The organism is Flagellimonas sp. (genome assembly GCF_965215805.1).
Taxonomy (GTDB): Bacteria; Bacteroidota; Bacteroidia; order Flavobacteriales; family Flavobacteriaceae; genus Flagellimonas.
Genome location: NZ_OZ244124.1, coordinates 3,856,067 through 3,882,361, shown reverse-complemented (window position 1 = coordinate 3,882,361; position 26,295 = coordinate 3,856,067). Strand labels below are relative to the sequence as shown.

The 26,295-nt window shown below is 41.5% G+C and carries 26 protein-coding genes; 12 read left to right on the top strand and 14 right to left on the bottom strand.

The genetic code is table 11. From position 1 onward, the window contains the following. Nucleotides 1-184 precede the first annotated feature (184 nt). Complete coding sequence (locus tag ACOOE0_RS17250; RefSeq protein ID WP_420400151.1) at nucleotides 185-2,347, top strand: TonB-dependent receptor; 2,163 nt, start codon at nucleotides 185-187, stop codon at nucleotides 2,345-2,347. Between the two features lie 11 nt (nucleotides 2,348-2,358). Here ACOOE0_RS17250 and ACOOE0_RS17245 read toward each other — a convergent pair whose 3' ends face one another. Next, a complete protein-coding gene (locus tag ACOOE0_RS17245) occupies nucleotides 2,359-2,781 on the bottom strand; it encodes a DoxX family protein (RefSeq protein WP_420400150.1) in 423 nt (140 codons plus the stop codon). Nucleotides 2,782-2,860: 79 nt separating this feature from the next. After that, nucleotides 2,861-3,340 (bottom strand): GNAT family N-acetyltransferase, encoded by a 480-nt coding sequence (locus ACOOE0_RS17240; RefSeq protein ID WP_420400149.1) that lies wholly within the window; start codon nucleotides 3,338-3,340, stop codon nucleotides 2,861-2,863. A gap of 308 nt (nucleotides 3,341-3,648) precedes the next feature. Here ACOOE0_RS17240 and ACOOE0_RS17235 point away from each other — a divergent pair, with 308 nt between their 5' ends. Further along, nucleotides 3,649-5,409, top strand: coding sequence for a type IX secretion system membrane protein PorP/SprF (locus ACOOE0_RS17235; protein WP_420400148.1), 1,761 nt, complete (start codon nucleotides 3,649-3,651; stop codon nucleotides 5,407-5,409). A 1-nt stretch (nucleotide 5,410) separates the two neighbouring features. Here the strand turns inward: ACOOE0_RS17235 and ACOOE0_RS17230 are convergent, their stop codons facing one another. From ACOOE0_RS17230 to ACOOE0_RS17195, 8 genes are all read right to left on the bottom strand, one after another. After that, nucleotides 5,411-6,016: an FMN-binding negative transcriptional regulator gene (locus ACOOE0_RS17230; RefSeq protein WP_420400147.1), complete on the bottom strand. Its 606-nt coding sequence runs from the start codon at nucleotides 6,014-6,016 to the stop codon at nucleotides 5,411-5,413. Between the two features lie 127 nt (nucleotides 6,017-6,143). Next, the gene (locus tag ACOOE0_RS17225) at nucleotides 6,144-6,908 is read right to left on the bottom strand and encodes a hypothetical protein (protein WP_420400146.1); all 765 of its coding nucleotides are present in this window, start codon (nucleotides 6,906-6,908) and stop codon (nucleotides 6,144-6,146) included. Nucleotides 6,909-6,931: 23 nt separating this feature from the next. Next, the gene (locus ACOOE0_RS17220; RefSeq protein WP_420400145.1) at nucleotides 6,932-7,450 is read right to left on the bottom strand and encodes a nuclear transport factor 2 family protein; all 519 of its coding nucleotides are present in this window, start codon (nucleotides 7,448-7,450) and stop codon (nucleotides 6,932-6,934) included. Nucleotides 7,451-7,507: 57 nt separating this feature from the next. Then, entirely contained in the window at nucleotides 7,508-8,278 is a 771-nt protein-coding gene (locus ACOOE0_RS17215) for a hypothetical protein (RefSeq protein WP_420400144.1), read from the bottom strand. Between the two features lie 301 nt (nucleotides 8,279-8,579). Further along, nucleotides 8,580-9,746, bottom strand: coding sequence for a serine hydrolase domain-containing protein (locus tag ACOOE0_RS17210; protein WP_420400143.1), 1,167 nt, complete (start codon nucleotides 9,744-9,746; stop codon nucleotides 8,580-8,582). A 134-nt stretch (nucleotides 9,747-9,880) separates the two neighbouring features. After that, a complete protein-coding gene (locus tag ACOOE0_RS17205) occupies nucleotides 9,881-10,726 on the bottom strand; it encodes a DUF4249 family protein (RefSeq protein WP_420400142.1) in 846 nt (281 codons plus the stop codon). A 4-nt stretch (nucleotides 10,727-10,730) separates the two neighbouring features. Next, entirely contained in the window at nucleotides 10,731-13,130 is a 2,400-nt protein-coding gene (locus ACOOE0_RS17200) for a TonB-dependent receptor (protein ID WP_420400141.1), read from the bottom strand. A 254-nt stretch (nucleotides 13,131-13,384) separates the two neighbouring features. Continuing rightward, on the bottom strand, nucleotides 13,385-15,160 hold the full coding sequence (locus tag ACOOE0_RS17195) for a hypothetical protein (RefSeq protein WP_420400140.1): 1,776 nt from the start codon (nucleotides 15,158-15,160) through the stop codon (nucleotides 13,385-13,387). 232 nt (nucleotides 15,161-15,392) lie between these two features. Here ACOOE0_RS17195 and ACOOE0_RS17190 point away from each other — a divergent pair, with 232 nt between their 5' ends. From ACOOE0_RS17190 to ACOOE0_RS17150, 9 genes are all read left to right on the top strand, one after another. Further along, nucleotides 15,393-16,502, top strand: coding sequence for a hypothetical protein (locus ACOOE0_RS17190; RefSeq protein WP_420400139.1), 1,110 nt, complete (start codon nucleotides 15,393-15,395; stop codon nucleotides 16,500-16,502). Nucleotides 16,503-16,665: 163 nt separating this feature from the next. Beyond that, on the top strand, nucleotides 16,666-17,085 hold the full coding sequence (locus tag ACOOE0_RS17185; RefSeq protein WP_420400138.1) for a DUF2141 domain-containing protein: 420 nt from the start codon (nucleotides 16,666-16,668) through the stop codon (nucleotides 17,083-17,085). A 4-nt stretch (nucleotides 17,086-17,089) separates the two neighbouring features. After that, on the top strand, nucleotides 17,090-17,713 hold the full coding sequence (locus ACOOE0_RS17180; RefSeq protein ID WP_420400137.1) for a tetratricopeptide repeat protein: 624 nt from the start codon (nucleotides 17,090-17,092) through the stop codon (nucleotides 17,711-17,713). Continuing rightward, entirely contained in the window at nucleotides 17,710-19,053 is a 1,344-nt protein-coding gene (locus ACOOE0_RS17175) for a 2TM domain-containing protein (protein ID WP_420400136.1), read from the top strand. Before ACOOE0_RS17180 ends, ACOOE0_RS17175 begins: the two co-directional genes overlap by 4 nt. Before the next feature lie 215 nt (nucleotides 19,054-19,268). Further along, the gene (locus ACOOE0_RS17170) at nucleotides 19,269-19,547 is read left to right on the top strand and encodes a 2TM domain-containing protein (RefSeq protein WP_420400135.1); all 279 of its coding nucleotides are present in this window, start codon (nucleotides 19,269-19,271) and stop codon (nucleotides 19,545-19,547) included. A 41-nt stretch (nucleotides 19,548-19,588) separates the two neighbouring features. Beyond that, the gene (locus ACOOE0_RS17165; RefSeq protein WP_420400134.1) at nucleotides 19,589-19,891 is read left to right on the top strand and encodes a 2TM domain-containing protein; all 303 of its coding nucleotides are present in this window, start codon (nucleotides 19,589-19,591) and stop codon (nucleotides 19,889-19,891) included. A 2-nt stretch (nucleotides 19,892-19,893) separates the two neighbouring features. Further along, the gene (locus ACOOE0_RS17160) at nucleotides 19,894-20,199 is read left to right on the top strand and encodes a 2TM domain-containing protein (protein ID WP_420400133.1); all 306 of its coding nucleotides are present in this window, start codon (nucleotides 19,894-19,896) and stop codon (nucleotides 20,197-20,199) included. Beyond that, nucleotides 20,199-20,534 (top strand): 2TM domain-containing protein, encoded by a 336-nt coding sequence (locus tag ACOOE0_RS17155; protein ID WP_420400132.1) that lies wholly within the window; start codon nucleotides 20,199-20,201, stop codon nucleotides 20,532-20,534. Before ACOOE0_RS17160 ends, ACOOE0_RS17155 begins: the two co-directional genes overlap by 1 nt. 15 nt (nucleotides 20,535-20,549) lie before the next feature. Next, nucleotides 20,550-21,305: a LytR/AlgR family response regulator transcription factor gene (locus ACOOE0_RS17150; RefSeq protein ID WP_420400131.1), complete on the top strand. Its 756-nt coding sequence runs from the start codon at nucleotides 20,550-20,552 to the stop codon at nucleotides 21,303-21,305. Between the two features lie 91 nt (nucleotides 21,306-21,396). Here ACOOE0_RS17150 and ACOOE0_RS17145 read toward each other — a convergent pair whose 3' ends face one another. After that, the gene (locus ACOOE0_RS17145) at nucleotides 21,397-22,587 is read right to left on the bottom strand and encodes an LETM1-related biofilm-associated protein (RefSeq protein ID WP_420400130.1); all 1,191 of its coding nucleotides are present in this window, start codon (nucleotides 22,585-22,587) and stop codon (nucleotides 21,397-21,399) included. Between the two features lie 205 nt (nucleotides 22,588-22,792). On the opposite strand from ACOOE0_RS17145, the gene ACOOE0_RS17140 reads away from it, so the two are divergent. Next, nucleotides 22,793-23,443 carry an OmpW/AlkL family protein gene (locus tag ACOOE0_RS17140; RefSeq protein ID WP_420400129.1) on the top strand — a complete coding sequence of 217 codons (651 nt, stop codon included), beginning with the start codon at nucleotides 22,793-22,795 and terminating at the stop codon, nucleotides 23,441-23,443. A 73-nt stretch (nucleotides 23,444-23,516) separates the two neighbouring features. On the opposite strand, the gene ACOOE0_RS17135 is transcribed toward ACOOE0_RS17140, so the two are convergent. The 3 genes from ACOOE0_RS17135 to ACOOE0_RS17125 are packed head-to-tail and all read right to left on the bottom strand — an operon-like array spanning nucleotide 23,517 to nucleotide 26,211. Beyond that, a complete protein-coding gene (locus ACOOE0_RS17135; protein ID WP_420400128.1) occupies nucleotides 23,517-23,873 on the bottom strand; it encodes a YciI family protein in 357 nt (118 codons plus the stop codon). 31 nt (nucleotides 23,874-23,904) lie between these two features. Continuing rightward, nucleotides 23,905-25,182, bottom strand: coding sequence for an RNA polymerase sigma factor (locus tag ACOOE0_RS17130; protein WP_420400127.1), 1,278 nt, complete (start codon nucleotides 25,180-25,182; stop codon nucleotides 23,905-23,907). A 24-nt stretch (nucleotides 25,183-25,206) separates the two neighbouring features. Further along, nucleotides 25,207-26,211 carry a GNAT family N-acetyltransferase gene (locus ACOOE0_RS17125; RefSeq protein ID WP_420400126.1) on the bottom strand — a complete coding sequence of 335 codons (1,005 nt, stop codon included), beginning with the start codon at nucleotides 26,209-26,211 and terminating at the stop codon, nucleotides 25,207-25,209. Between the last annotated feature and the right edge of the window lie 84 nt (nucleotides 26,212-26,295).

The following is a 26,295-nucleotide window of genomic DNA, read 5'->3' as shown; positions in this document are numbered from 1 at the left end:
ACTTAAATTTAATGTTAAAACCAATAAGGTCAAAATCCGGAGTTTATTCTTGGACATTGGCACTTGGATACACCAGTTGAATCAGAGTGTTTCAATTCGTCCTTAAAATTCTACAATTGGGTATCGCCGATTGGTTTATGAAAAGGCACGGTGACAATTTTGTGGCATCAAATAACGAACAGTCATGAAAAGTCAACTGCTATTTTTTCTTTTTTTATGTAACCTGACCACTCTTTTGGGACAGACCACCATATCTGGTTTGGTTACCGATTCCAAAAATGAACCTATTGTAGGAGCCAATGTGTATTTGGAAGGTACTTACGATGGGGCATCTACAGGAGAAGATGGCTCCTTTAGTTTTGAAACCACCGAAACTGGAACCCAAACCTTGGTGATTTCCATGTTAACTTACGACCCGCATTATGAAGTTGGTGACGTGAGCTATTTTACGAATTTGAAAATTAGTCTGGCGGAATCCATAAATGCGTTGACAGGGGTAACGCTGACTGCAGGAACGTTTGAGGCTGGGGACAATTCCAAGGTGTCCGTGTTGAAACCATTGGATATTGTCACCACAGCAGGAGCCGCTGGGGATTTTGTAGCGGCTTTACAGACTTTACCGGGTACCACTACCGTCAATGAAGATGGTAGATTGTTTGTACGCGGGGGCGAAGCAGGAGAGACGCAGGTTTTTATAGACGGTCTTCGAGTGTTTCAACCCTTTAATGCCACAGCGAACAACATTCCCACCCGCGGCAGATTTTCCCCTTTTCTTTTTAAGGGAATTACCTTTAGTACGGGCGGATACTCCGCAGAGTATGGCCAAGCATTGTCCAGTGTGTTGTTGTTGAACACCACCGATGTTCCTGTCCAAGATAAAACGGATATATCCGTAATGTCTGTTGGTGGAGGAGTGGGACATACCAAAATTTGGGGAGATGAGTCCTTGAGCATCAACACCTCCTATATCAATCTTTCCCCTTACGAGGCCTTGATTCCTTCTGACCAAGGTGTTGAATGGAATAGCCCCTATGAATCCATTTCCGGGGAGGCAGTTTTTAGAAGCAAAGGGAATAAAAGTATGTTCAAACTGTATACTGGATTCAACCATGCCGATTTGGACATAGAACAAGAAGACATCAATTATGAAGATTTTGTCCGATTTGGGCTCACGAACAACAACCTATATTTCAATTCTTCCTATAAACACTACTTTGAAAACGATTGGAGCCTGACTACTGGGGCAGCTATTTCGTGGGATACCAATTCCATTGGATTGCAGGAAAACGCCATCGAAACCAAAGAAACGGCTTCACACGTAAAAGTAAAAGCCCACAAAAACTTTAGTAGTAGGTTCAATCTCAACATGGGATCAGAGTTCTTTGCCATGAATTATGATGAAACTTTCAGCACTCCAGAAAACACTACTTTCAATAATGAGTATCAAGAACGGTTATGGGCAGGCTTCACAGAAGCTGATATTTTTCTTAGCAATCAGTTTGCCATGAAATTGGGGGCTAGGGTAGAGCATAGCTCCTTGTTAAATACCTTTGAGCTTATGCCAAGAGTTTCCTTAGCCTATAAGCCTGGAGACAAAGGTCAATTTTCTTTGGCATATGGGGATTTCTATCAAAACCCCCTTACCGAAGTGGTTAAGTTTGGCCAGCCACTTGGTTCCGAAAAAACCTCACATTATATCTTGAATTATCAAAGGGTAGGGGATGGAAAGACTTTTAGGGCAGAAGCGTATTACAAGGACTATGATAACCTGATAAAATATGATACGGAAATGCCGCAATTCAACTCAAGCTTTGATAATAGCGGAAGTGGTTATGCTACTGGGCTGGATGTATTTTGGAGGGATAACAAGAGCATAAGCCAATTGGATTATTGGATTTCCTATTCGTATTTAAATACCGAAAGGGACTATCGAAACTTTGAAGAGCGGGCTACGCCCAACTTTGCTCCTGAGCATAGTTTGTCAGTTGTAACCAAATATTTTATCACCAAGCTTCGGTCACAGGTTGGACTATCCTATTCCTATGGGTCGGGTAGGCCTTATAACAATCCGAACACGGCAGAATTTTTGGCCGAAAAGACGAAGTCTTTCAATAATCTAAGCTTCAATTGGGCCTACTTGATAGATCAACAAAAAATCCTATACTTTTCGGTAAATAATGTATTGGGATTCAAGAACATTAGTGATTATCAGTATGCCAATGCCCCGAACGTGGATGGTATTTTTGACAGGCGCGCCATTACTCCAGCAGCAGACCAATTTTTCTTTGTCGGTTTCTTTTGGACCATCAGCAGCGATGGCAAAAGCAACCAGTTGGATAATCTATAAATCTACCTTGGTTATTTCTGCATCTTGAGGTAATAGTCCGCCGAATGTTTTCCTGAACCATAGAACAAAAAGAAAATACAGACCAGCAAGGTAATGGTGGCCAATATCAGATTGTTCGTGTTCATTACACCCAAGAAATTGGTTAACACAGCCCCTAAGAGAATTGGGATTTGTGCCAAGGCAGCCCATCGGGTAAGTAAACCAACTACAATTAAAAATCCACCAACAAAATGGGCAGGGGCAATATAGTGCAATAAGATCATGCCACCCGGCATTTCCTGAAAGGGTCTCACCACCTCTGCCATTTGCTCATGATTGGTCATAAATTCAACGCCTTTCATAAAAAGAAAAACGCCTAAGGCTACTCTAATAAGATCTAAGGGGTAATAGGTATGGGCATTGGCCCATTTGTTCAATCTTTTAATGGTTCCCATGGCTCTATAATTTATGATGACATCTATAAGATACTCATTTTTAATGGGATGTGAAAATTAGCAGCGCCTTGAAAACGACCTATTTACTGGTTAGGTCCAATTCCATTTGAATGTCACTTCGCTGGTAGGGTGAAGAAGCGCCAACCATTTCGGTAAAGCCCAATTTTTGGTATAACTGTAAGGCGGGTTTAAGGATACGGTTGCTTTCCAGATATAGTTTTTTGCATCCAAGGACTTTGGCTTTATCTATAATGTGCAAACCCAACAATTTGCCAATGCCTTTGCCCTGTGCCTTTGGGGAAACACCCATTTTGGCTAGCTCAAAATCAAAGTCGTCCCGCGTACTGGGAATTAGCGCGCATACACCAACAGCTTCTCCATTTAACAGGGCAACCCCAATGTAACCGCCTTTGTCAAGAATATAAGCTTGGGGATTATTTAAGGAAACACGATCCATTTCCTCCATTTTAAAGTACTTAATGATCCACTCTTCATTAAGTGCCTTAAAAGCAGAGGTATAGACATCCGAAAACTCCACAATTTTAATGATTTCTTCCATATTCATTCCAAGGTGTAAACAATGCTTACATAAAATTACAGCGAAAAAATAGAATCAATCCCATTTGGAAATGCATATCAGCATAGAATATTTCGGTAATTCCCTCGTTATTAACCTGTTGAACGTTTAATTATCGTGTAAACCATGCATTTGAACGAGTAAATTGGTTTTTTATCGAGTTAATACGTAATATTACAATTAAGTTAATAGTAAAACTCTTACAAGTATCCCAAATCTTGCTATGAGACCAAACAAAAAACACGCACCTGGGCACCCCAGGATCTTTAACCTACAAACACCATTTGGCTATGGATGTAAAATTACCCCTATTCTCCAAAGGCAACTATTCATTTCCCCTTAATTGGATATTTCATTTGCTAATACCCTGTTTGCTTAGCGGCTCGCTTAGCGCTCAGGATGGCAACCCTTATGTGAGTTACGATGTACCATTTCAGAATTTGTTGAAGTTCAATCGCTTTTTGATTAACCCTACATTTTCAGCAGTTCGTGAAGATAAATCCTATGTAAACTTGTTTCATAGAAGTCAAGGAGCAGAGTTTAATGATAACAACCAAAACTACTTTTTAAGCTACAGCGGCCGAATCAACGATCGTGTTGGTTTGGGTGTTAGTCTGTATAACCAGCAGGAAGGAGTGATTTCCAATTTGGGGATTATGGCCAATTACTCCCATGGTATCCAGTTGGGCCAAAAGAGCAACCTGAGTTTTGGTGTCAATATCCCATATTATGTAAGTAGTTTTGATCCAGATCGAGCGGTTGCTTTGGATGATGATCCCATTCTCAATGATGCCACCCAGAACTCGATTATCTCATTTCAACCTGGATTAAATCTCTCTTTGGGGAAATTTGATTTTGGGGTATTTGCCCAAAATTTGGTGGATTATAACATCAGAACAGGTAAGTCTTTAAGCGAGTTCAACGAAAAGACCTTTTCAGGGCATATCCAATTTGCCCACAACTTTAGAAACGGTGCTGGAATTTTCGAGGACGGTCGCCTGTTGCCTTTGGCTAGAGCCAGATTTGAGGCAAACCAAGATCCAATTTTTGGTGGAGGACTGATTTTGGACCTTCCCAAATTGGGCTGGCTCCAAGGTGGATATGACCAATTGTATGGAGCTTCGGCAGGAACGGGTTTTAATCTGAATCGCAGACTTTCCTTTGGATATAATTTTGAAAAGAATCTCAATAGAAACCTGACGCATTTGGGGGTTACCCATGAAGTTTCCATTGCATTTTCCTTTGTTCCCACCATGTCTAGAAATGTGCTGCTGGCCGATTCACAACCAGAACAGAAACCCATTGAGGGAACTTTTGTAGCCGACATCAAGGAAAGCAAAAAGAAACGTAAGGACAAGTTGGACGCCAAAACTACTTTGCGCCCAACCAACAAGGAAGATTTAGCATTCTGGGAAGCACAGGTAAAGGAATTAAAGGAACAGCAAGCGGACAATTATGCCATCATAAATGAGCTGATCTTTAAGATGGACTCCCTGGAAAAGAACAGGCAACGTGATTTGGAAATGCGTTTTGAAATGGTCATGCGCATGGTAAAGCGACAGACAGATAACAAGAGGCCCGACATTGAGGCTATGGCCGAGACGCTCTATCTCGCGAAGAACACGGAATTGGATTCTCTGGCCAACACCATGGAAAGTACAACCCTTGCGGTAACTATTGAAAAACCCAAGGAAGTTGCAAAACCCAAAAGTACTTTTACTGGAGGCGCGTATAAACCCATTGAGAAATTTATAAGTCTGGATGGGGTAGGCAAAGGCCATTATATCGTTGCCAATGTGTTCAAGAATGAAAGCTATTTAAAGAGCTTCATGGCCGATCTTAAAAAACGGGGGTTGGATGCCAAATACTTCAAAAACCCGGATAACGGGCTTAATTATGTTTACTTGGCCAAGTACGAACAAGACGAAAAGGCCTATGCCGCTTATCAATCCCAAATGAAGGGAAAATATAAGGATGAGCTATGGATCATGCACGTGGACAACCCACGTTATTCCAATTGGGCGGATACCAAGTTTATGGACAACGAATAGGTCAATTGTTCGCCATATGATCTGCTATGGACTGACTTCCAGGATCTTGTCTTTCCGATAATTCGGCAACAATCTTTGGATGGTCTTGAGGTCGGGTTTGGGAAAGTTTATACGCAGCCTGAATATCGGTGATTTCAATCTGAAAAGCTACAATGCCCTTCACCTGGCGAAGTGTTTTTGGAGACAGGTCGTTCAAGGAGAGTGGGTTTTTTGAGCCCTTCTCATATTTGTCCACTAATTTATGTAGGGATGCCATGGTTTCGTCCTCGTTCAAGATCTTGACCTTTCCGTATACGTGAACCGCAATATAGTTCCAAGTGGGAACCTCTTCTTCCTGGTACCAAGAAGAAGACACATAAGCATGGGGCCCGTTAAAAATGCAAAGCACTTCGGTATCGGATTCAAAGGACTTCCATTGGGGATTAGCCTTGGAAATATGACTCACCAAAATGTCCTTACCTTCTTCTGTTCTATCCAGTTCCAATGGGATGTGTGTGGCCCATGGTTTTCCATCCAATTGGTTGACCAGGATTCCGAAGCTGTTATGATCCAAAAAATCCTTGATTTCCTCAAGGTTTTCGTTCTTATAGTAGTGGGGTATGTACATGAATTCGATTTAATGGTATACATGAAAGTAGTTGATAAAGTTACCCATTAAATCAGCATAAATAAGCGTAATTGTCAAACAAAAAAGTAGGAGCATTTACATGCCCCTACTTCATTGCTTCTATGGCCTACTGGCGATCGGCGGCTTGCACTGAACCGTCTGTACCACTGAGATCGGACCTAAAGGCCCAAAGCTCTTGAACGTCGGAATGTGTAGTATCCCCAAAAGCTTTTAAAAACTCCATAAAAGTACCTTCCCCGTGAACTTCTTCGTACCACTGAGGGAATTTATCCTCTTCGGACATCCAGGAGCTGCTGTCAAAAAAGTTTACCCAGGCCATATCCTGGCCATCCGTATTGTTGAGTTCATTAAAATAAACACCCCATTGCGAATCGGCATCTTTGGTCTTGAATACTTTGGTAACCTTATCCAAAAGGCCCATGAATTCACGGCCCTTAAAACGTTTGATATCCAACATGAAAACCGCCAAGTTTTTAAGCTTAAAATCCTTGGTAAAATTGGATCTGTCTGTATCAAACTTCCAATAGGTCACTGTAGCGTCCGAAAGGGCATGGGCTGCCACGTTTGCATTCCAGTCGTCATTGTGGCCATTTTCGTTACCTGGAGCATTATCCATGGAACTCCAGGGATTGGGTCCCATACTCCAGATATATTTGCCGAAGTTTTTGCCGCTCATTACAAAAAACACATTGGCTTGGTAGGCTCCTTCGGAATGGAACTTTTTGTTGTGTGCTGCCAATCCTGCTTCAAATTCGGAGATTTTTTCCGGGTTGGCGGTGAGCATGAGGTTGGTGAACATACCATACTCCTGAACTTCCTGTGCAGATACCATAAAAGGTACCAACAGGGCAATTAAAAATAATCTTTTCATTGTGTGTTGGTTTATATTAGTATTTATTCTTCTGCTTGTTCTGCCTCTTCCTCCGCTGCTTTGGCCGCAGCCGCAATTTCCTGTAGGCTGAGCACAATTTCTGTGGGATCCCAGTAACCATATTCCCGTACAATTTTTCCGTCCACAAAGCGATAGGTGAGGTGGACAGGAACACTGATTTCCTTACCATTGGCCGCTAAGGTACCCTGCCATTCCAACCAACAGTTGACCCAGGTTTCACCATCATCTGTCACTACCATTTCGTATTCTTGGCCTTCCGCCTTAAAACCTCTTTTGGCATAGTTGGCATCAGCCTGTTTATGGTAATCCATGGCTTCAGAGGGAGACATTGTTTTCATGCTGTTGTAATTGGTTTTGGATGAATCCGCAAACATACTAGTGTCATAGCTTTTGCTATCATAGTTGGACAATAGTTGTTTTACGGTGTCAATCTCAGCTGAGGATTGGGTATACCTGGCCGGTCCTTGGTTACAGGATACAAATAGGGCGATAACGCAGCCCAATGCAAATAGTTTTTTCATTGTTGTTGATTTTAGTTAATGAAAAAGCCCAGGGGAAATCCACTGGGCTTATTGAGTTTATTTTGGAGAATAAGCGAAATCCGGTCTCATTTTTCCAGAAATCTCTTCCATCTTGGTGACATATTTCATCACCTTTCCGAAAACAGCTTGAGCCTCTGGGCCAAGAAGTTCATCGTTCTCTGCGCTCCTTTGCTCGTAGGCAACCCCATCTTTGGCAGCGACAGCCACCATATAAAAGCTGCCCATGTTACCAAAAGCACTTCGGTAAACCCTATAATGTACCTTGGAGCCCTTTTCCTTAAACATATTTTTTACAGCTTTCATGCCTTCTTTCATCTTGCTCATCCCGGAAGGTGTGGTGTGCAGATAGAAAAATCTGCGGTAATCCTGCCCTTCAGGGGTTTGTGTCATACCATCGGGCATATAGGATAAACTGTGATCCAATACCAGAACATAATCGCCCAAGGCATTGCAGCATTTGTCCAATTCATCGAACAAATTGTCAAAAACTTCTTCTCCGATTTTATCGCTAAGTGAGTTGAATTTTTTGCTCGCCTTGGAAATATCCGCAAGGGAATCTATAGGCGTAACATAGAGGTAGCGGAAATCGTCTGTTTGGGTTGAAATCCATGATACACCCTGAATATTTTGGGCCTTGCAGTGATCCGTAAGTTCCTTGCTTGCTTTCTCGTACTCCATTACCATGGAAGGTTTAACCCGATCCTCATGGACCCAAAAGGCCTGGGTGGTTTTCTCCTGGGCAAGTAATAGCCCGGAAAATAAGAATGCGGCGGATGCCACAAACAGCTTTTTTTGTAGTGTTTTCATAAGGTTGAAATTAAATGTTGCTATTATGTTGAATTAGTCTCGAAGAATGAAAGGCTATAACTTGCACAATTTCAACCAGCATATGTCCACCTATACAATTGCAAGTAAGGGTCTGCTTATAAAGGGGAACGGAAGGAAAAAGGGGGAGGGTAAATGTTAAATTTCCAACCCTTTAATATACTAAAAAACTGGTAATGAAGGTCTTAAATAGACGAATAAATAGATATTATTCCGCGAAAAAAGCAAAACGGGGTGTTTTTCCTACGCTCTAAATACTAATTTATACCGAATGGGCTAAGGATTAATTTGAAATTAAAGCTGGATAGATAAAATCAACCAAAAGTGCTTCGGAATCTTTTTTTAATGTCCAATTGTTGTAGTTACCTGCGGTAATGACCACAATCAGCCCTGTATCGGAATCTATATAAATTCTTTGCCCTCCGTTGCCCACCGCAGCGGGAATCAAATGATCGTGTCCTGAACTTATGGTATTGGCCTTAAAAATCCAAAATTGGTATCCATAACCCACATTGTTGTTTCTCCCGAACCAAATATGGGGCTGAAAGGCGTTTTTAACCCAGGATTTGGACAGGAGTTGTTTCCCGTTCCATTGGCCTTGATTGGCATAAAGCATTCCAAACTTCATTAGATCCCTTGACTTAAGTCTAAGCCCAGAAGCTGCGGCAGGCAAATCAAGACCTGGAAATTGTGTCCACTCGGAACCGGTTATGCCGAGGGGTGTGAACAAATTCTCTTTGGCATATTCATGGATATTTTTGCCGGTAGCCCGCTCAATGATTGAAGCCAAAAGCTGCGTGGTTCCTCCATTGTATTCCCATTTTTCACCAGGGTTACTAAGTAAGGGTCTACTGAGTACAAATTCAATGGGATCTTCGCTGGAAGTCATCTGGATTTCGCTGTTTCTTGGATCGGTATAGGGAACATTTTCATTCCATTCCATGCCAGTGGTCATGGTCAACAGATGCTCTATGGTTATTTGGGAACGCAATCCAATCTTGTACTTCACATATTCCGGATAAAAGTCAAATATACTTTGGGAAAGACTATCAATTTTACCTTGCTTTAATGCTATTCCAACGCAGGTGGCGACAATACTTTTCGAGACGCTGCGCACATCGTGAAGGCTATCTTTGTGATGCTGGACTACTCCCAAACTATCTCCCCATAGTTCATCATGGCCTTTGAAATAGGCTTCATAAACCAATTTTTGATTCTTTAAAATTAACACGCTGTGAATATTGGGATAACTTCCGGATTTGATGGAATCCTCCATTTTATTTATTTGGATGGAGTCAAGACCAATTTGGGAGAGTGAAGCGGTTTCAAACTTGAAATCCTTGGCAACCGTAAGAGTGTCCTTTTGCTGTGGCGTCTTTTCTTGACAGGCCAAAAGAAATGAAAGTAACAAAAAGGAGCTCAGAAAAACAGAGAACTTGGGCGGTTTCATAGGAGGGTTGTCTTGGAGTTAGTTGTCCAAAAGACAATGGTTTATGGCAAGTGTTACAGTTGGAACCTTCCAAAATAAAAAATCCCAAGGCCAAAAGAGAGCTTTGTACCTTGGGATTTGCACCAACCAAAAAACTACTCAAACGTATAAGTGTCCTGTACCATTTGGGTTACCCTGAAGTACCCATAAGGGGCATTGCTGGAATCATCCAGGTTTATGCAGTTTCCGACAAGCGCAACTGGGGTTGCACTAAATGGATCACCTGCACTGTCAAATTGTTCAATAAGCAATTGCATATAGTTGTAATAATCCTCGGATACACCCAAAAGCTTAATGTCCACAATATCTCCAGGTTCAAACTCCCTAATGTTGTTGCTCTCGTCTTCTGTTTTTTCGTAATAGAAAGTAGCCTCGTTACCATCTATAAATTCATCCTTGATATCGAAAAGCTCAGGGAGCACATCGTTTCTACTTTGAAAGCGTAGGTAGTAATAGTTTTCTATGCCTTCGGGATCCTGAAAGGAAACATTGACTTCCAATACTTCATCGTCCTCACCATCCTCTTTGGATTGAAACACTTCGGAAATATCGGATACGGGGAACAAAGTTTCCGTTCCCGTATAGCGTTCTCCATTGTGTGTAATATTCAGCGTATATGAATTTTCAAGAATTGGAATAAAGTTGGTGGTAGTGTATGTACCGTCGTTTTGGTCTTCAAAATTGAAGATTGTCCCAGTATCGTTGTTGGTAACGGTTACCAGTGCCCCAGTTACCGGGGATGGCGTTTGATTGTCATAAAAGGTGGTCGAGTTACTCAATAGAATGGTTTGCTCGTTACCAGCAGTTCCTTTTTCCCAATCCAGGGATGCTTCTATGGTTAATCGGATGGGGCCTTCAGGGACATCCACTTCAATAACATCTGTGCAGGATGTCATTAACGTCGCCAAAGCGGTCAATACAATTATATAATAGGATTTCATGTTGTTAGAATTTAAAATTATAGGTTACGGAAGGCACTATGCCAAAGATGGCTGTACGGGTTGCTTCATTGGCCCCGGTCTCTACATTTTGACCAAAGGAGATGGAAGCCGCGTTCTTTCGGTTAAAAACATTGTAGATACCAAAGACCCACTCACCCTTCCAACGCTTATCCGGCCTTTTATTGGGTTTGTAAGTGGCCGAAACATCCAGTCGGTAATAATCGGGTAGTCTGTCCGCATTTCGTTGGGAATAATTGGCAATGGAAATACCTTCATAAATGTATTGCCCATTAGGGTAGGTTACGGGTCTACCGGTTTGGTAAATGGCATTGGCTCCAAAGCTCCATTTATCATTGAACCTGTAGGCTCCGGTAACCGAAATGTCATGCGTTCTGTCAAATGGGGTATTGTACCAGTCTCCATTGTTGATACCGGGCCCACCTGCATTACCGCCAAACGTTCTTTGTTCAGACTTGGAAAGCGTGTAAGAAATCCATCCGGTTAAATCCCCTTCATTTTTTCGCATTAGCAATTCCAGTCCATAGGCGCGGGATTCCCCATTCAAAATTTCAGTTTCTATGGTATTGTTTCCAATCAAGTCGGATCCATCTATGTAGTCTATTCTGTTGTCCACGGTTTTATAGTAGACCTCTGCTTCCAACGAGTACATCTTGTCCTTAAAATTTCGGAAGTATCCCAAAGCATATTGATCCGATAACTGTGGTTTGATGTACTTTCCACTAGGCGTCCACACGTCCAATGGAGTTACAGATGAGGTGTTGGACAGCAAGTGGATATACTGGGCTGCTCGGGAATATCCAAGCTTTACAGAGGAGTAATCATTTAGCTGATACGCCAAAGAAGCTCGGGGTTCCAAGTTGGAGAATGTTTTTATGCTTTCGCCCTTATCAAAGCTAATCTCATCAATAGGGTCGGTACGCTGATATATTTGCAGGGTGTTGTTATAGACCAAAGGTTGGTCATTGGCATAGAGAGACAATTTTTGTCCGCCCATTCGGTTAAAATGGCTAAACCTAACTCCATATTGGGCCGTTAACCTATCTGTAAGTTTATGTTCTGCATTAACGTAAGCGGCGCTTTCAAGTGCGGCTTTTTGCTCCAGTTGCAATTCATTTATCGCAGAATCAGGTCCTTTGGGTTTGATTTGTCCTGGATCAAATTCGTATTTGAGAGTACTTACCCCAAAATCCAATTTAAAGGCATCGTTGAAATAATACTTGAGATCGTACTTGGCATTGTAATTTTTGATGGAGGATATCCAGTCAAAGGAAAAATCGTCAATGGACAACTCATAGTCGTACTTACTATAGATAAGGGACAGGTTAGAGAAAAGGCGGTCGTTGAATATGTGGTTCCATCTTAGGTTACCTGAAGCATTGCCGTAGCTACTGCTAAATGAGCCTCCAAACTCAAAAACATCCCGTCCAAAATAACCAGAAAGAAACAACTTGTCATTTTTACTGAGATTGTAATTGGTTTTGAGGTTGAGGTCATAAAAACTCACACTATTTTGCTCCCCTGCCAGCTTTAAGAACAAATGGGCATAAGAACCACGGCCTGCGACGAGGAAAGAGCCCCTGTCGTTGAACATAGGTCCTTCAGCGGCCAATCTGCTGGAAATGGCCCCAATACCACCCGTGAGTGCAAAGTTCTTGCTGTTTCCATCTTTTTGGCGCACATCAAGAACGGACGATACCCTCCCACCAAATTTGGCTGGGATCCCTCCTTTATACAATTTAAGGTCTTTGACTGCATCCGCATTGAAAACCGAGAAAAAGCCCAGCATATGGGAGGTGTTATAGATAATGGCCTCGTCCAACAATACCAGGTTTTGGTCCACGGCACCACCTCTAACATGGAAACCGCTGGAACCTTCACCATTATTGGTAACCCCAGGTAAAATTTGCAAGGATTTAATAACATCCACCTCACCCAAAACAACGGGCATCTGCTTTACCGTTTTAATGTTGAGTTTGGATACGCTCATTTCAGGTTTTCTAAGTATGGCCCTTTCGGGTTCTTCGGCGGTTACCTCTACCTCGTCCAATTGAGTAGAGAATTCTTCAATTTCCATGTCCATTTTTAAATTCTGGTTCAGTTGGATGGGCATGGAAATTTCTTTGTACCCCATATGGGAGAACACCAAGGTGTAGTCTCCAGCTGGGGCGGTTAAGGAATAGAAGCCATATTCATTGGTAATGGCACCAATGGTGGTTCCTTCCAGAAAAATGGAAGTACCAAACAGGGTCTCCCCATTGATTTTGTCAGTTACATTCCCACTAATGGTAAAATTTTGCTGTGCTTGGATGGTGAGACCGCCCAATAAAAGACATAGTCCGGTCCATAACCAGGGCAGCCTAAGCCTTCCGGTTTTTTGTTTCATGTTTTTTGATTTAATGAATTATGTAAATCCCTTTTTAGGATTTGTTTGCCTTAAGGACAGGGGTGGATAGGAAAGGGTTGCATCAAGGAAATGTTAAATGTTGGATTTTTTGACTTTACAATTCTTTTAGTTGGGTATATGTTTGATTTTAAATTGATTAAAGCGTTTTCTTGTGGTATTTTTTTATCCCCTAGATTTTTAAAACAAAAAAGGCCCCAATGTTGGGACCTTTACTAATTAGATTTTCGGTAAGATTAATTGCATTTTGGTGGAAGGTATCTATGCGTATTGGAGCCCACCCCATAAAAGGCTCCATTGGCCATCAGAATTATCTGCTCAACGATGGAACCATTGGGCATTCTTGATTTAACGGCTCCTTTATAAACAGTATACATATGGACTCCTGTCACTTCATGATACTTTTCATATTTGTCAACGTATCGACATGAAAATGGTGTTTCTTTCCAATTGGATCTAACAGCTTCCTTTTTAGCTAATGCCAAAATTGATTTAGAATAACTGTTGATTACACCAGAGGTAGGGCCGTAGTTGTTTTCGCCACTATTGCAAAAAGGTTTCCAGCTATTTTCTGTAATGGTGACCTTAATTGGGCCAGATTCTGCAAGTAATACTTCCAGCGGAAATTTCTCCTCACCTTCACCCGCTTCTGTATTTATCACATTGTAATTGACAATGTATTTTTTAAACTCTACGATGTGTTCCCCATAACTGGGATTTTGGGCAAAAATTCCTTCAAAACCTTCTCTATAGGCATCTTGGGCATCGCCGTTAGGGTCGAAACCTTTTTCCCGATAACTTGTAGCGTTGGTGACTATTTCAACATCTTCCGGCTTTGTACATCTCAAAAGATCTTGACCCACCTCCTCACCGTCAAAGAAAATTCGGGTTCTGATGGCAGAACCTATCTCCCCAGCAGGAGGGTAACCCGTTAGGGCCAAATGTTTCATAGGGGCTTTGTTCTTGTCCATGATTACGCGTACCCAAAATCCTTGACCCAATTCCAAAGAAGTAGCCAATGGAACAACAGGATTACTTTCCTTACCTTCCTCCTTTCCATTTTTGAAAATAGGCCCATGGGTAGAGATTACAATTTTGCCCAAATTGTCTTTCACAAAAGGATCTAAATTTTCCTTTTCCAACCGTTCTTGGGCACGTTGGTCCATGGCTTGTTCCAATTCTTCCCTGGTTTTGGTGTTGCTAAAGAGTATTATGGCCACAGGTTTTTGGTCTTGAATGACCGCCATCTGATAATATGGAATGTTCCCGGCTGCATCTTTATGGGGAAGAATGGCACCTTGGCCTAATCCTTCTATATCAAAAGCGGTCGCTTCAGGATTGTCTTCCGTTGCTTTTTGTACCATGTGCCCCTCCAAATTTCCTAGAGGACCGTTTAGTTTTATGGACTGTTTGTTTGTGAACTTTTCAAATTCCATAGAACCAAATTCTACGGTTTCCCAAACCCCAGTTGTGGTATAGGTTCCTACCGCAATAAATGCAGCATCAGCTTTCTTGCCTTCAATAAGATCTTTGACTTCTTGTACTTCACTTTCCAATTTGGATTTGTCACAAGAAGGATCTCGTGTTTCAATCTTTGGTATCCACTGTTCTTCCACACGCTTGACAACCCCTTTCATGTCAGCAATCGAAAGCGGTTCAGCGTTAGGGTCGGGTTTCCTTATTCTGTCCAAATCCTTTCTGGCAAGTTTAAAATATGATTCCGTGTTTTTACAGCCTGCTTCTCCTGTTCCGGGTACGCTGGGCAAGGAAGGGGAACCTGCACTTGTTGGATTTCCTGTGGTTGGCGTTTTAACTGCTGGTACTGAGGTTTTCCCTGTTTTGGGAAGCTTCCCCGTTTTTTTGGTGTTGCTAACGGCCTTCTTAGCCTTCCGTTCTTCAGTTTTAATCTTATTGGATACTTTTTTACCCAATTTTCCCAATTGAGCCTGGGCATTTGGGATGCTTCCTGCACCTAGGAAAAGCATAAATAGAACGAATGATAGTTTTTTCATTGGATGGATGATTTTGATTAAGGAGGAATATTAGGTGTAAATTTTTGGATAAGACCCTCGCATTTGACGGATAAGGTATTTGAGTTTACGAAACCCCCTTTTGAATGGACAGAACAGATTTTGGATAGATGAATTTGGTGTTCGTATGGGTGACAATGTCGTTCAGCTAAGAATCAAATGAATACCCAAAAAGTTTGGTTAAATTCAAGCCCAATAACACAAAAACTTTCCAATGAAGCGACTTTTGCCGTTACTAGTAATGACCATTCTGCTTGTATCATGTGCTGAGCAATCCAAGATTCCTGTGTATGCTTGGCTTGGGGGACCTGGAGATGCGACCGACTCGGAAATTACAGCCGAGTTCAAAGATCTTAAAGCCAAAGGGATTGACGGACTTATGTACAATGGGGGGCATGATCCAGCTACCTACAAAAGAGTGGGGAAGCTGGCCAAAGCTGAGGGAATGGAATTCCACACTTGGATTCCTACCATGGTACAAGGCAAAAATCCCAAGTTGAAGAAGGAATGGTATGCCATAAACGGGAACGGGGAATCAGCTTTTGATAAACCAGCCTATGTATCACACTATACCTTTTTATGTCCCAACAAAGAAGGGGTCTACAACTTTTTGGCCGATTTATACGGAAGTGTAGCTGAAGTAAAGGAAGTTGATGGAATTCATTTGGATTATATCCGGTTTCCCGATGTGATTTTGGCCCGCGGCTTGTGGGACAAATATGGATTGGTCATGGACCGAGAATATCCAGAATATGATTACTGTTATTGTGATAAATGCGTGGCGGATTTCAAGGAAAAGTCAGGTATTGATATCAAGGAAGTGGAAGATCCATCCCAAGTAACCGAGTGGGTCCAATTTAGATATGATTTAATCACCAGTATGGTCAATAGACTTACAGAAGTGGTGCATTCCAAGGACAAAAAAATCAATGCAGCGGTATTTCCAGGACCGTCCATTTCCAAAAAACTGGTACGGCAAGAGTGGAACAAGTGGAATCTGGACGCCATTTATCCCATGAATTACAATGATTTCTATTTGGAAGGTCCGGAATGGGTTGGTGAAATGACCAAGGAGGAAGTAGCTGCCGCAAAAAATGGAGCTCCAGTGTACAGTGGTCTCTTTATTTGTCCAAACCCTGAAAAGAAGGGCAGCGAAAAAGACCCGGAAAACCACGGATTGCTTCCGGAAGAAATTGGAACGGCCATAGCTACTTCAATGCAAAATGGTGCAGCGGGGATATGCCTTTTTACCCCGCGGAGAATGACAGATGCCCATTGGGAGGTTTTTGAAGAAGCCATCCATAAAGATTATAGCCAACGTTAGTTTTCATATTTTCAATTGGTATGCCCGATAGTTTGCTGAGCTATCGGGTTTTTTTATCCCCACTTACAATCCATCCGCTGATTCATACAATTCAGTCATTCTTTTTGTGCTTTAAAAGGACTTAGCTCCAATTTTGGGGTGTAAATCATAAAAACGAAAAGTGATGAAATCAGCAATCTTAAGCTTTGGAATGATACTCTGTATGCTTTCCATTGGCTCTGCACAGTCCACTGCCACATTAAAGGTGCAGATACAAGATATTGAAAGTGATGAGGGCATGCTTCGGGTTGGACTATACGACTCGGCCCAAAATTGGTTGGAAAAAACCTTCAAAAGCAAAAGCAGCACTATTGTGAATGGCAAATGTGAGGTTGTTTTCGAAGATGTTCCCTATGGAGAGTATGCTATTTCCGTGTATCATGATGAAAACAACAATGGAAAAATGGATAAATACCTCGGTTTTTATCCGAAGGAAAATTATGCCTGTAGTAATCAGGCTCCAGCTAAATATGGCCCTCCAGAGTGGAAAGATGCCAAGTTCACCATCAGTCAAAAAACGAATCAGCAACTTATAAAACTTTAAAACCATGAAAAAGATTATCGTATTACTTGTCATTTGTGTAACTGGTGTGGCCACCGCCCAGGATCAGTACACCAATGGGATGCAAAAAGCATTTCAACTTTGGGGTGAACAAAAACCCACTGAAGCCTCCAATCTTTTTGAACGGATTGCCATGGCGGAACAGGACAATTGGATTCCCCATTATTATGTGGCCCATGTCAATACCATCCACTCATTTGGAGAAAGGAATTTTGAAAAACTATCGAAGCAGTTGGAAAAAGCAAAGGAATTTTTGGATTTGGCAAAGGCCATTTCCCCAGAAAATCCAGAGTTGATGGTTTTGGAGGCCTTGATCAATACGGCTTGGATTGCCTATGATGGAGCTACATATGGGATGACGCTTTCTGGAAAGAACTTTCAATTATATGAGCAAGCCTTGGCCATGGCTCCACAAAACCCGCGTGTGGTACTGTCCAAAGCAGAATGGGATATGGGTAGTGCCAAATATTTTGGCAAAGATGTAACCCCCTATTGTAAAGACGTGGAAAAGTCCTTGGAACTTTTTGCTAATTTTAGCAATGATACGCCTTTCTATCCTTCTTGGGGTAAGGATCGGGCAGAGGTTGTTCTTAATCAATGTGGTGAATGAAAATATCATTAAAATATATTGGCAAACTATTGGCCACGGCCATATTGATCGGGTTGATCATCGCTGGAATATTTATTGGCCTTCGGGCGCTTTCGGGAGGGTCGGTATCTTTTGATATTGACCTTTTACGTGAGATTGGATACTACATATTCTACTCCATAGTCTTGAGCTTGCTTAATGGGGTATACTATGATTATCTGAACCACAAAGTGGTATGGAAACGCTATGCCAAATACCGCCTGGCTATAGGTGCACTTGGTGGGGTTGTCCTGACCATGATCGGAATTTTCTGGATCAGAATCGTAATCAATATTGGTTTTGAAGGAGAGGACTGGGAGGTTTTTATTGCGGGTGAAAGGGCTATTTATTATGTCGTAGCCCTATTGATCACGATTGTTATTTCTGTCTTTTTCCACGCTTTTTACTTCTACAGGAATTGGCAGGAAAAAAGGGTCAAAGAGCAGAAAATCATAGCTGGAACGGCTTCTGCGCGCTTCGATGCGCTAAAAAATCAGTTGGATCCGCATTTTCTGTTCAACAGCTTAAATGTGTTGACCAGCCTAATTGAGGAAGATCCTGCACAAGCCCAAAAGTTTACCACATCGCTTTCCAAAGTATATCGATATGTTTTGGAGCAAAAGAACAAGGATTTGGTGACGGTGGACGAGGAACTCAACTTTGCCCGTACCTATGTTAGATTGCTTAAGATGCGGTTTGAAGACAGCATAGTTTTTGATATTCCGGAGAAGAGCAGCATACCAGAGGCCAAAATTGTTCCCTTGTCCTTGCAGTTATTATTGGAAAATGCGGTGAAGCACAATGTGGTCACCGCGGCCAAGCCCTTGCATATCAAAGTTGAAGAAAAAGCAGGGAACTTGGTTGTCAGCAATAATCTCCAGGAAAAACAGGTCGTTAAAAAAAGTAGTGGGGTAGGACTTCAGAATATTAAACAGCGCTACAGCATTTTGACGGATAGAGGGGTGGAAATTGGTAAAACCAAATCAAAATTCAGTGTTGCCATACCCATGCTCACCCAAAACATTAGCGTAAAAGAAACGCAACAGAGTTATATAGCCGAGAAACGCTATATAAAAGCAAAAGAACGTGTGAAGGCTATCAAGGACTTCTATTCCAACCTTACGGCTTATTGCATTGTTATACCCTTCCTGTGGTGGCTCAATTTCAGGACAACGGATTTTTTATGGGCTTTTTTCCCAACACTGGGCTGGGGTTTTGGACTCTTAATGCACGGAATGGAAGCTTTTGGAACAAACCCGCTTTGGGGCAAGCGCTGGGAAGAACGAAAGATTAGGGAACTCATGGAGAAAGAGGATTTTTAAGCTAAAGACTAAAGACTAAGGACTAAAGACTAACGTCCTGATTCTTGAATCTAGCGTCTCACATCTCACCTCTCACGTCTCATGTCTCATGTCCAATCCCAACAACAACTCATCCTGCTAAATTAACAATTGACTCCTTCTCTTTTTTTACCCTAGTTGTTTGTTCCGAATTTTGAAGTATAAATCAAAACAAGTTGAACATCAATACAAAACAAATGGAAAATTATAGAGACTTTAAATACGAGAGAGCCAAGGAACGAGTCAAAGAACTAAAAGGTTTTTACAGCAGTTTAATCAGCTACTGTATTGTGATTCCAATCTTGGCGTATGTCAATTACCACACAACCAGTTTTCCCTGGGTAATCTTTCCAGCTTTAGGTTGGGGGATAGGCCTTATCGCTCAGTGGATGAATGCCAGCGGATACCATCCTATATTGGGAAAAAACTGGGAAGAGCGAAAAATTAAGGAGTATATGAACAGCAACGAATTCTAATGAATCCTTATCTTTAAAAACCTTGCTAAACACTAGACAACATGGACAATTTCAATAAAGAGAACAAGTATATCAGGGCAAAGGAACGGGTGGATGAGCTTAAAAAATTCTACGGTAACTTGGGGTCTTATGTTGTAGTTGTCTCTTTTCTTGCCCTCGTTAATTACCTAACCATCGGTTTTGGATATATGTGGTTTTTATGGGTAGCATTCGGTTGGGGGATTGGTGTTTTCTTTCACGCACTCAAAACCTTTAACCTTAATCCCTTTTTTGGAAGAAAATGGGAAGAGCGAAAAATAAAACAGTTGATGGAAGATGAGGAAAGTAAAAATAAATGGAGATAGTCATGGAACAATTTGATCAAGAAAAATATAAAAGAGCCAAAAAGAAGATTGAGGAACTCAAGGGGTTTTACATTCATTTGGCCGTTTACGTCATCATTAACACCTTTATTTTGGTGAATATCTATATGCACACGGACGACTTTTGGCAATGGCCACACTTTGTAACCCTATTCGGTTGGGGAATCGGCCTGGGATTCCATGCTTCCAAAGTTTTTGGTTTCAATCTATTGTTTGGTAAGGATTGGGAGGAAAAACAGATTCAAAAATATATAGAGGAGGACGAAAAAGAAATGGACAAATACCGCTAATGGAACCAGAAGTTGCAAAATATGAGAAGGCCCAGAAAAAGGCGAGGAAAATCAGGGGGTTTTATACCCATGTTTTTGTGTTCCTACTGGTCAACGCCATATTATGGATTGTAAAGGCAGATACCAGTCGTATGATCATTGAGGCAACCGGTATTCAGGAAGTGGGCTTTGCCAATTATCTGCACTGGCAATTTTGGACCATTACCTTGAGTTGGGCCGCAATTATACTTATTCAAGGTCTAACCTTGTTCGGTAGACCATTGATTGCGAAATGGGAGCGCCGAAAAATGCAAGAGTTTATGAACAAAGAAAACAATGGTTTCCACGAACACTAACTGACAATGGCTATAATGAACGTAATTATTATTGAGGATGAAAAACCGGCTGCAAGAAGATTAAGCCGTCTACTTTCGGATTTGGATGTGCATGTCTCCATGATGCTCCATTCGGTGGAAGAATCCATTGAGTGGTTTCAGAACAATCCCCATCCCGATTTGATTTTTTTGGACATCCAACTTTCGGATGGTTTGTCCTTTGAAATTTTTGAAATTGTGGAGGTTAAAAGTGCCATCATTTTCACCACTGCTTATGACGAATATGCACTCCAAGCTTTCAAGTTGAACAGCATAGATTATTTGTTAAAACCAATTGATGATGAGGAGCTGGAAAGTGCCATAAAAAAGTATCAAAATTTTAAGCCTGGAAACCAGAAAATTTCGGTGGATTTCAACGACATAAAAAAGCTCTTGGTAAACCCTCTGGAAAGAGAGTACAAAAAAAGGTTCACGGTAAAAGTTGGACAACATCTGAAGATCATTAATGCCGATGAGGTGGAATGCTTCTACAGTGAAAACAAAGGAACCTACGCGGCCACATCCGAGGGAAGAAATTACTTATTGGATACCACTTTGGAAAATTTGGAAGATGAGCTTTCGCCTCAAATGTTTTTTAGGGTAAGCCGAAAGTTTTATGTGAATGTAAATCACGTTAATGATATCATTTCTTACACCAATTCCAGGCTCCAAATCAAGCTAAATCGGTATAATGAGCAAGAAATTATAGTGAGCAGAGAGCGCGTAAAAGACTTCAAGTTATGGTTAGAATAAAGGTTTGTATAAATCTGATTTTCAAAAATATATAACCTCTTAAAAATCACTATAAATTTTCTTTATAGTGCGTTTTTGGCCTTCAAATAGGCTAACTCTCCTCAATTCTGTTGTCATCAAAGGCGGAAGGAAGTAATTTAGGAATCAATTTAATGAAAATTGGTAAAAGAACCGCTCCTCCAGGTAACATAAAAATGGCCAAAGAAGGCACACTTTTAAAAACATCCAACAGCTGATTCTGAACTTTTTTCTTTTCGTCAGGACTTAATTCCTTAACCGCAGATTTGGATAATAGGGTAACCAATTCCTTGCTTTCGGCAAGTTCTTTTTTTAATCTTTTGCTATTTCTCAGAATTAATTTACTGACGTTTTTGGACATTCCGTCATAGAATTGTGAGGCCAAATTTTTGTCGTTTAAATAGGGAACTTTGTCCCTGTTTTTTTCAAAGAAATCCTTCACATTTTCCAAGGCCAATTTCACCTCAATTTCGGTCTTTTCCAAGTCGGTTCCCAAACCAAAAATATAGTCGGATTCTGTGTAGTTCAATGTCTGGTCTTCCCAGATGGTCAAGCAGGCCATATCCAAAAAATATTGGCGCTCTTCAGGAGTAAAATTGGAGCGCAATAAATCCCTATATGTACCATCAAAATTTGCATTGTTTAGATCCACATAGGTTAGTGAAGAGGCCAAAAGTTGCATCAATTTGGCATCCTTTTCATCCGTTTCCTTGGAATTTAAGGTTTGGTATGCAATGTTCATGATCACATACTCCAATTTTTGGGCATGCTCCATAATTGGGGAATATCCTTTGAGGTAAACCCTAAAAATGAGAATATCAACATAAAGAAGTGAGTTGGTCAAACTGTTCCCAAGAGCCCTGTTAAATGCATTTCCCCCCAAATAGATTCTGGAATCCAACAATTTTTCAAGCTGGTTTTCCGTGTGTCCTCCTGCCAAAATCTTGTTTAGAAATGAAATTTTTCCAACTTCAAGTGATTGGTAATAGGCAAAAACGGTGTTCACAAAGAGGTCAAACTCCACCTCTCCTTTCTCCAACCTGAACGTATAGCAGAGCGCGGTCAGCAGGTTGATTTTTGCTATTTCATCTTCCGTGAGCTCATGCTGGACGGGAATAAAATCAGAAATCCCAAGATGGATGCCATAGATAAAACCGTTCTTTTTCAGTTCCAGGTACAAACTTTCAAAGTCTGGGAAGTGTAGGCGCTCTTTTTGGACTAGATGTCCAAACTTATTGATCCATCCGGAAGCAGAAGGGTTCATTGGGCAAAGATTTACGGTTCAAAATAAAGGAAATTATAGCACTTAGGATAAACCAATTTTTGTTTTGCAACAAATTTGACACCTGAGGTAAAAACTTTTGGTGGCGTATGCTCTGGTTTTACTGGGGATCCAGTGTCCAATGATAAAGGTCATATTCCTTGAAGTATTCCAACCCTAGTTTTGACGAAAATTAAAATCAAAGAACATGGGAAAAAAAGGAATTTTTGTTTTGGCAATACTAATGGCCATGATAACCAATGTATGGGCGCAGAATGCACCAAGCAGTGATGATACCAGCAAGTGGCAGTTTCGTTTAAGGGGAATTGTTGTGACTCCCGATGAGAGTGCGGATATTGAGACTATTGGTGGGGATGCTTCCATATCCACAGCCGTCGTTCCAGAATTTGATATCTCTTATTTTTTTAATGAAAATTGGTCTTTGGAATTGATTTTGGCCACTACCAAACACGATGTGGAAGCTGTTGGAACAGCTGCCGGTGATTTGGATTTGGGACACGTATGGTTGCTTCCCCCAACTTTGACTGGACAATACCACTTTACAGGAGGGGATTTTGTTCCTTATGTGGGGGCAGGTTTAAACCTTACATTGTTCTATGGTGTTGATGAAGGCCCTGTCGCTGATGATGTGGATTATGACACCAGCATTGGATATGCCTTGCAAGGCGGATTTGACTATATGCTCAACGATAAATGGTTCTTGAACCTGGATGTGAAGAAGCTCTTCCTAAATACCGATGCAACCGTGAATGCTACCACCGCTCTGGGTGCCACCGTAGGTGCCGATGTGGATATCAACCCCTGGATTATTGGATTTGGAGTTGGGGTAAAATTATAAGAACCAGTATTGGTTTTTAGGTTTATTTTGATGGTGGGAACGGCTTGCTTTAGCAAGCCGTTCCTTTTTTAGGTTAGTTAATACCTTCAACATATTTAATGGGCCTGACTTCTACTCGCCAAATACCCTCTTCAAACCTTGGGTCTTGTTTGGCGATGGACACAGCTTCTTCCATGTCTTTGGCAAGCAGGTGGTAATAGCCTGAAATAATTTCCTTGGTCTCGTTATAGGGACCGTCTATAATCTGCCCATTTTGGTAGGATAGCATGGTGCCTTCCATCTCCAAAGGTTGAGCCGATTTCACCCGACCTTCCTCTGTGAGCCGTTGCAGATATCCCCCCACTTTTTCAATGTGCTGTTGCATTTGTTCTGGGGACAAATTGGCCTTTGGCGATTCCTCACTTCGGATAAGCAATAAAAATTCTCTCATGATTTTCTTGTTTTTGGATTAAAATTCAACCCTAGGACAATTGGGAAGGTAAGTTAGGGACAAGCTCCTGAATTTTTTTTGATAAAAGTTCCTTATCTCTTGGATTTGGAGTTAGTTCTTTAGCATTTTGATAGGCCTCCAGCGCTTTGTCCCATTCCTGATTTCGCTTATAAAGTTCACCCAAGGTAAAGGGGTACATATAGTACTGCCCTATATCTGATTGGGAAGCCAGCTCTTTCAATACTTCAATGGCTTTGGTGGCTCCCTCAACTTCGGAAAGGACAACAGCTCGGTTTAGTGCCACAATGGGAGATTGTTCCAAAGAGAGCAGTTGGTCATATAGATCCAAAATGTCATTCCATTTGGTTTGCCCATACGTGGGAGCCGCACAATGATGGGCAGAAATGGTAGCTAAAAGGGCATATTTTGAAACCTTGTGACTTTGGGTCACCTCTTCCAAATATTGCATGCCGATTTGAATGGATTCGGTATCCCATAAGCTCCTGTCCTGTTCCTTCAAATCCAACACTCTACCATCAGTTGAAACTCGGGCATTGAACCTTGAAACATTAAAGTACATTAACGCCAAAAGTGAATGAATGTCTGTTTTTTGTTGGATGCTTTTGCTTTCCAGCAGTAGTTTGGCCAAGCGAATTGCTTCTAAACAAAGGTCGAATCGGATAACCTCATTTTTACTGGAAGGAAAATACCCTTCATTAAACAAGAGATAAATCGTTTTTAAAACAGCTTCCAGTCGTTGGTTTATTACTTCCTCGTTAAAAAGTTCCAAACTTACCTGGCGCAATTGTTTTCTGCCTCTAACCAAACGCTTGTTTATGGTTTCGGTATTGGAGAAAAAAGCATGGGCAATTTCTTGGATACTAAAACCTGAGAGAATCTTTAAAACAAGGGCTATTTGGGAATTTTCAGAAATGGAAGGGTGGCAACAGCAAAACATCATTCGCAGTTGGCTGTCCGCTATAAGTTCTTCAGAAAAGGGCAACCCATCCTCCAAACTTGGTTTTAAGCTGTTTTTGGATGCATAATCCCTTTGGTACTTGCCCCGTTTGATGGCATTGAGTGATAGGTTTTTAGCGGTAGTATACAGCCAAGCTCTGGGATTGTCCGGAATACCGTTCATTTCCCAGTGGGAGGTGGCCTTTAACATGGTTTCTTGCACAATATCTTCTGTCGTCTCCACATGATGGTTTCCTAAATATCTGGAAATTACGGCAACAAGCTTCCCATATTCGGTTCTGAAAAAATGGGAGGCTAGGGCGCTACTGGAATTTTCCAAAGACTCATCCATGGCTCGAATAACTTTTGGCCTAAGTTACTTCAGAATAAGCCGAAATCCATGAACCTGTAATCCTTCTTGAACAAAATCCAATTTGGGATAGCGAACAAAACCCAGTTTTCGATACATCTTTCGAGCAGGTTTCATGTAGGCTGTGGAATGGATCAGCATCAGCGTATTTCCGTGTGCTTTGGCCTTATCTATACAGGCCATACTCAACGCTTTGCCCACACCCAGACCCCTGGCCGAGGAAGTAACTGCCAACAACCGAAACCCCGAGGCATTTTTCATTTGTGTGGCAGTACCTCCGGAGCCGTAGTGTTGCATATCCCCAAAATAAAGGACGCCGCCTAAAATTTTTTGGGAATGGGATACGGCCACCAACAGTTCTGTATTCGGTTTTTTGGTAAAGTCACCTATGTTGGCGAGGGTATGGTAATATGCAGGTTGGTCTTCCTGCTTGGGAAAGCCGTCTAGACCTGAATAGACCTCTACCATGAGGTTCCCGATTTGTTGAAACTCGGAAGGTAGGGCATTGCGTATGATAAAAGGGCTGTCTTTTTTGTGCTCTTCAAAACGGATGGTATAGCGTTCGGAAAAACTACTTTCTTTAAGATTTTGTTCCAAAGTGTCCAGTTTTTTTAAAAGGGCATCGTCTACAACTTCTTGAAGTACTTCTTGAATTCTGTTCCATTCTTTTTCAAACTTTGGGAGTAGTCTTTTGCCTTTTTTTGAAAGTCGTATCAAGGTCTTTCGCTGATCCAGTACATCTTTTTGATACTCCAAATAACCCTGCTCATTCATTTTTCTAGTGGTCTTGATCATAGCAGGGTGGGAGAACCCCAAGGTTTGGGCCATTTCCGTTATAGTAAGGGTGCCGTGTTGTTTCAGCAATAAAAAAATAACATGCCAGTTGGGTTCCAACGGCAAGTTCAAGCTGGAATAATGATCCACGGTGCTGGCCACAATGCTTTCATTAAGTCTTTTTATACGGGCGGTGAACCCCAGATGTTTGAGTTCTTGTAAAAAATCACGTTCCATGTTAATTATGTAACCAGTTACGCAAATATATAAAATATATGTAACCAGTTACTTAAAATACGATACGAAAAGCAAAATAGCTGG

Excerpts from the sequence above, each read along its gene's own strand:
- ACOOE0_RS17210 (WP_420400143.1), bottom strand. The coding sequence starts at position 9,746 with ATGAAACCGCCCAAGTTCTCTGTTTTTCTGAGCTCCTTTTTGTTACTT.
- ACOOE0_RS17185 (WP_420400138.1), top strand. The coding sequence starts at position 16,666 with ATGAAATCAGCAATCTTAAGCTTTGGAATGATACTCTGTATGCTTTCC.
- ACOOE0_RS17195 (WP_420400140.1), bottom strand. The coding sequence starts at position 15,160 with ATGAAAAAACTATCATTCGTTCTATTTATGCTTTTCCTAGGTGCAGGA.
- ACOOE0_RS17155 (WP_420400132.1), top strand. The coding sequence starts at position 20,199 with ATGGAACCAGAAGTTGCAAAATATGAGAAGGCCCAGAAAAAGGCGAGG.
- ACOOE0_RS17180 (WP_420400137.1), top strand. The coding sequence starts at position 17,090 with ATGAAAAAGATTATCGTATTACTTGTCATTTGTGTAACTGGTGTGGCC.
- ACOOE0_RS17130 (WP_420400127.1), bottom strand. The coding sequence starts at position 25,182 with ATGGATGAGTCTTTGGAAAATTCCAGTAGCGCCCTAGCCTCCCATTTT.
- ACOOE0_RS17240 (WP_420400149.1), bottom strand. The coding sequence starts at position 3,340 with ATGGAAGAAATCATTAAAATTGTGGAGTTTTCGGATGTCTATACCTCT.
- ACOOE0_RS17200 (WP_420400141.1), bottom strand. The coding sequence starts at position 13,130 with ATGAAACAAAAAACCGGAAGGCTTAGGCTGCCCTGGTTATGGACCGGA.
- ACOOE0_RS17150 (WP_420400131.1), top strand. The coding sequence starts at position 20,550 with ATGAACGTAATTATTATTGAGGATGAAAAACCGGCTGCAAGAAGATTA.
- ACOOE0_RS17205 (WP_420400142.1), bottom strand. The coding sequence starts at position 10,726 with ATGAAATCCTATTATATAATTGTATTGACCGCTTTGGCGACGTTAATG.
- ACOOE0_RS17245 (WP_420400150.1), bottom strand. The coding sequence starts at position 2,781 with ATGGGAACCATTAAAAGATTGAACAAATGGGCCAATGCCCATACCTAT.
- ACOOE0_RS17225 (WP_420400146.1), bottom strand. The coding sequence starts at position 6,908 with ATGAAAAGATTATTTTTAATTGCCCTGTTGGTACCTTTTATGGTATCT.
- ACOOE0_RS17170 (WP_420400135.1), top strand. The coding sequence starts at position 19,269 with ATGGAAAATTATAGAGACTTTAAATACGAGAGAGCCAAGGAACGAGTC.
- ACOOE0_RS17175 (WP_420400136.1), top strand. The coding sequence starts at position 17,710 with ATGAAAATATCATTAAAATATATTGGCAAACTATTGGCCACGGCCATA.
- ACOOE0_RS17235 (WP_420400148.1), top strand. The coding sequence starts at position 3,649 with ATGGATGTAAAATTACCCCTATTCTCCAAAGGCAACTATTCATTTCCC.
- ACOOE0_RS17165 (WP_420400134.1), top strand. The coding sequence starts at position 19,589 with ATGGACAATTTCAATAAAGAGAACAAGTATATCAGGGCAAAGGAACGG.
- ACOOE0_RS17250 (WP_420400151.1), top strand. The coding sequence starts at position 185 with ATGAAAAGTCAACTGCTATTTTTTCTTTTTTTATGTAACCTGACCACT.
- ACOOE0_RS17125 (WP_420400126.1), bottom strand. The coding sequence starts at position 26,211 with ATGGAACGTGATTTTTTACAAGAACTCAAACATCTGGGGTTCACCGCC.
- ACOOE0_RS17145 (WP_420400130.1), bottom strand. The coding sequence starts at position 22,587 with ATGAACCCTTCTGCTTCCGGATGGATCAATAAGTTTGGACATCTAGTC.
- ACOOE0_RS17190 (WP_420400139.1), top strand. The coding sequence starts at position 15,393 with ATGAAGCGACTTTTGCCGTTACTAGTAATGACCATTCTGCTTGTATCA.
- ACOOE0_RS17230 (WP_420400147.1), bottom strand. The coding sequence starts at position 6,016 with ATGTACATACCCCACTACTATAAGAACGAAAACCTTGAGGAAATCAAG.
- ACOOE0_RS17135 (WP_420400128.1), bottom strand. The coding sequence starts at position 23,873 with ATGAGAGAATTTTTATTGCTTATCCGAAGTGAGGAATCGCCAAAGGCC.
- ACOOE0_RS17140 (WP_420400129.1), top strand. The coding sequence starts at position 22,793 with ATGGGAAAAAAAGGAATTTTTGTTTTGGCAATACTAATGGCCATGATA.
- ACOOE0_RS17220 (WP_420400145.1), bottom strand. The coding sequence starts at position 7,450 with ATGAAAAAACTATTTGCATTGGGCTGCGTTATCGCCCTATTTGTATCC.
- ACOOE0_RS17160 (WP_420400133.1), top strand. The coding sequence starts at position 19,894 with ATGGAACAATTTGATCAAGAAAAATATAAAAGAGCCAAAAAGAAGATT.
- ACOOE0_RS17215 (WP_420400144.1), bottom strand. The coding sequence starts at position 8,278 with ATGAAAACACTACAAAAAAAGCTGTTTGTGGCATCCGCCGCATTCTTA.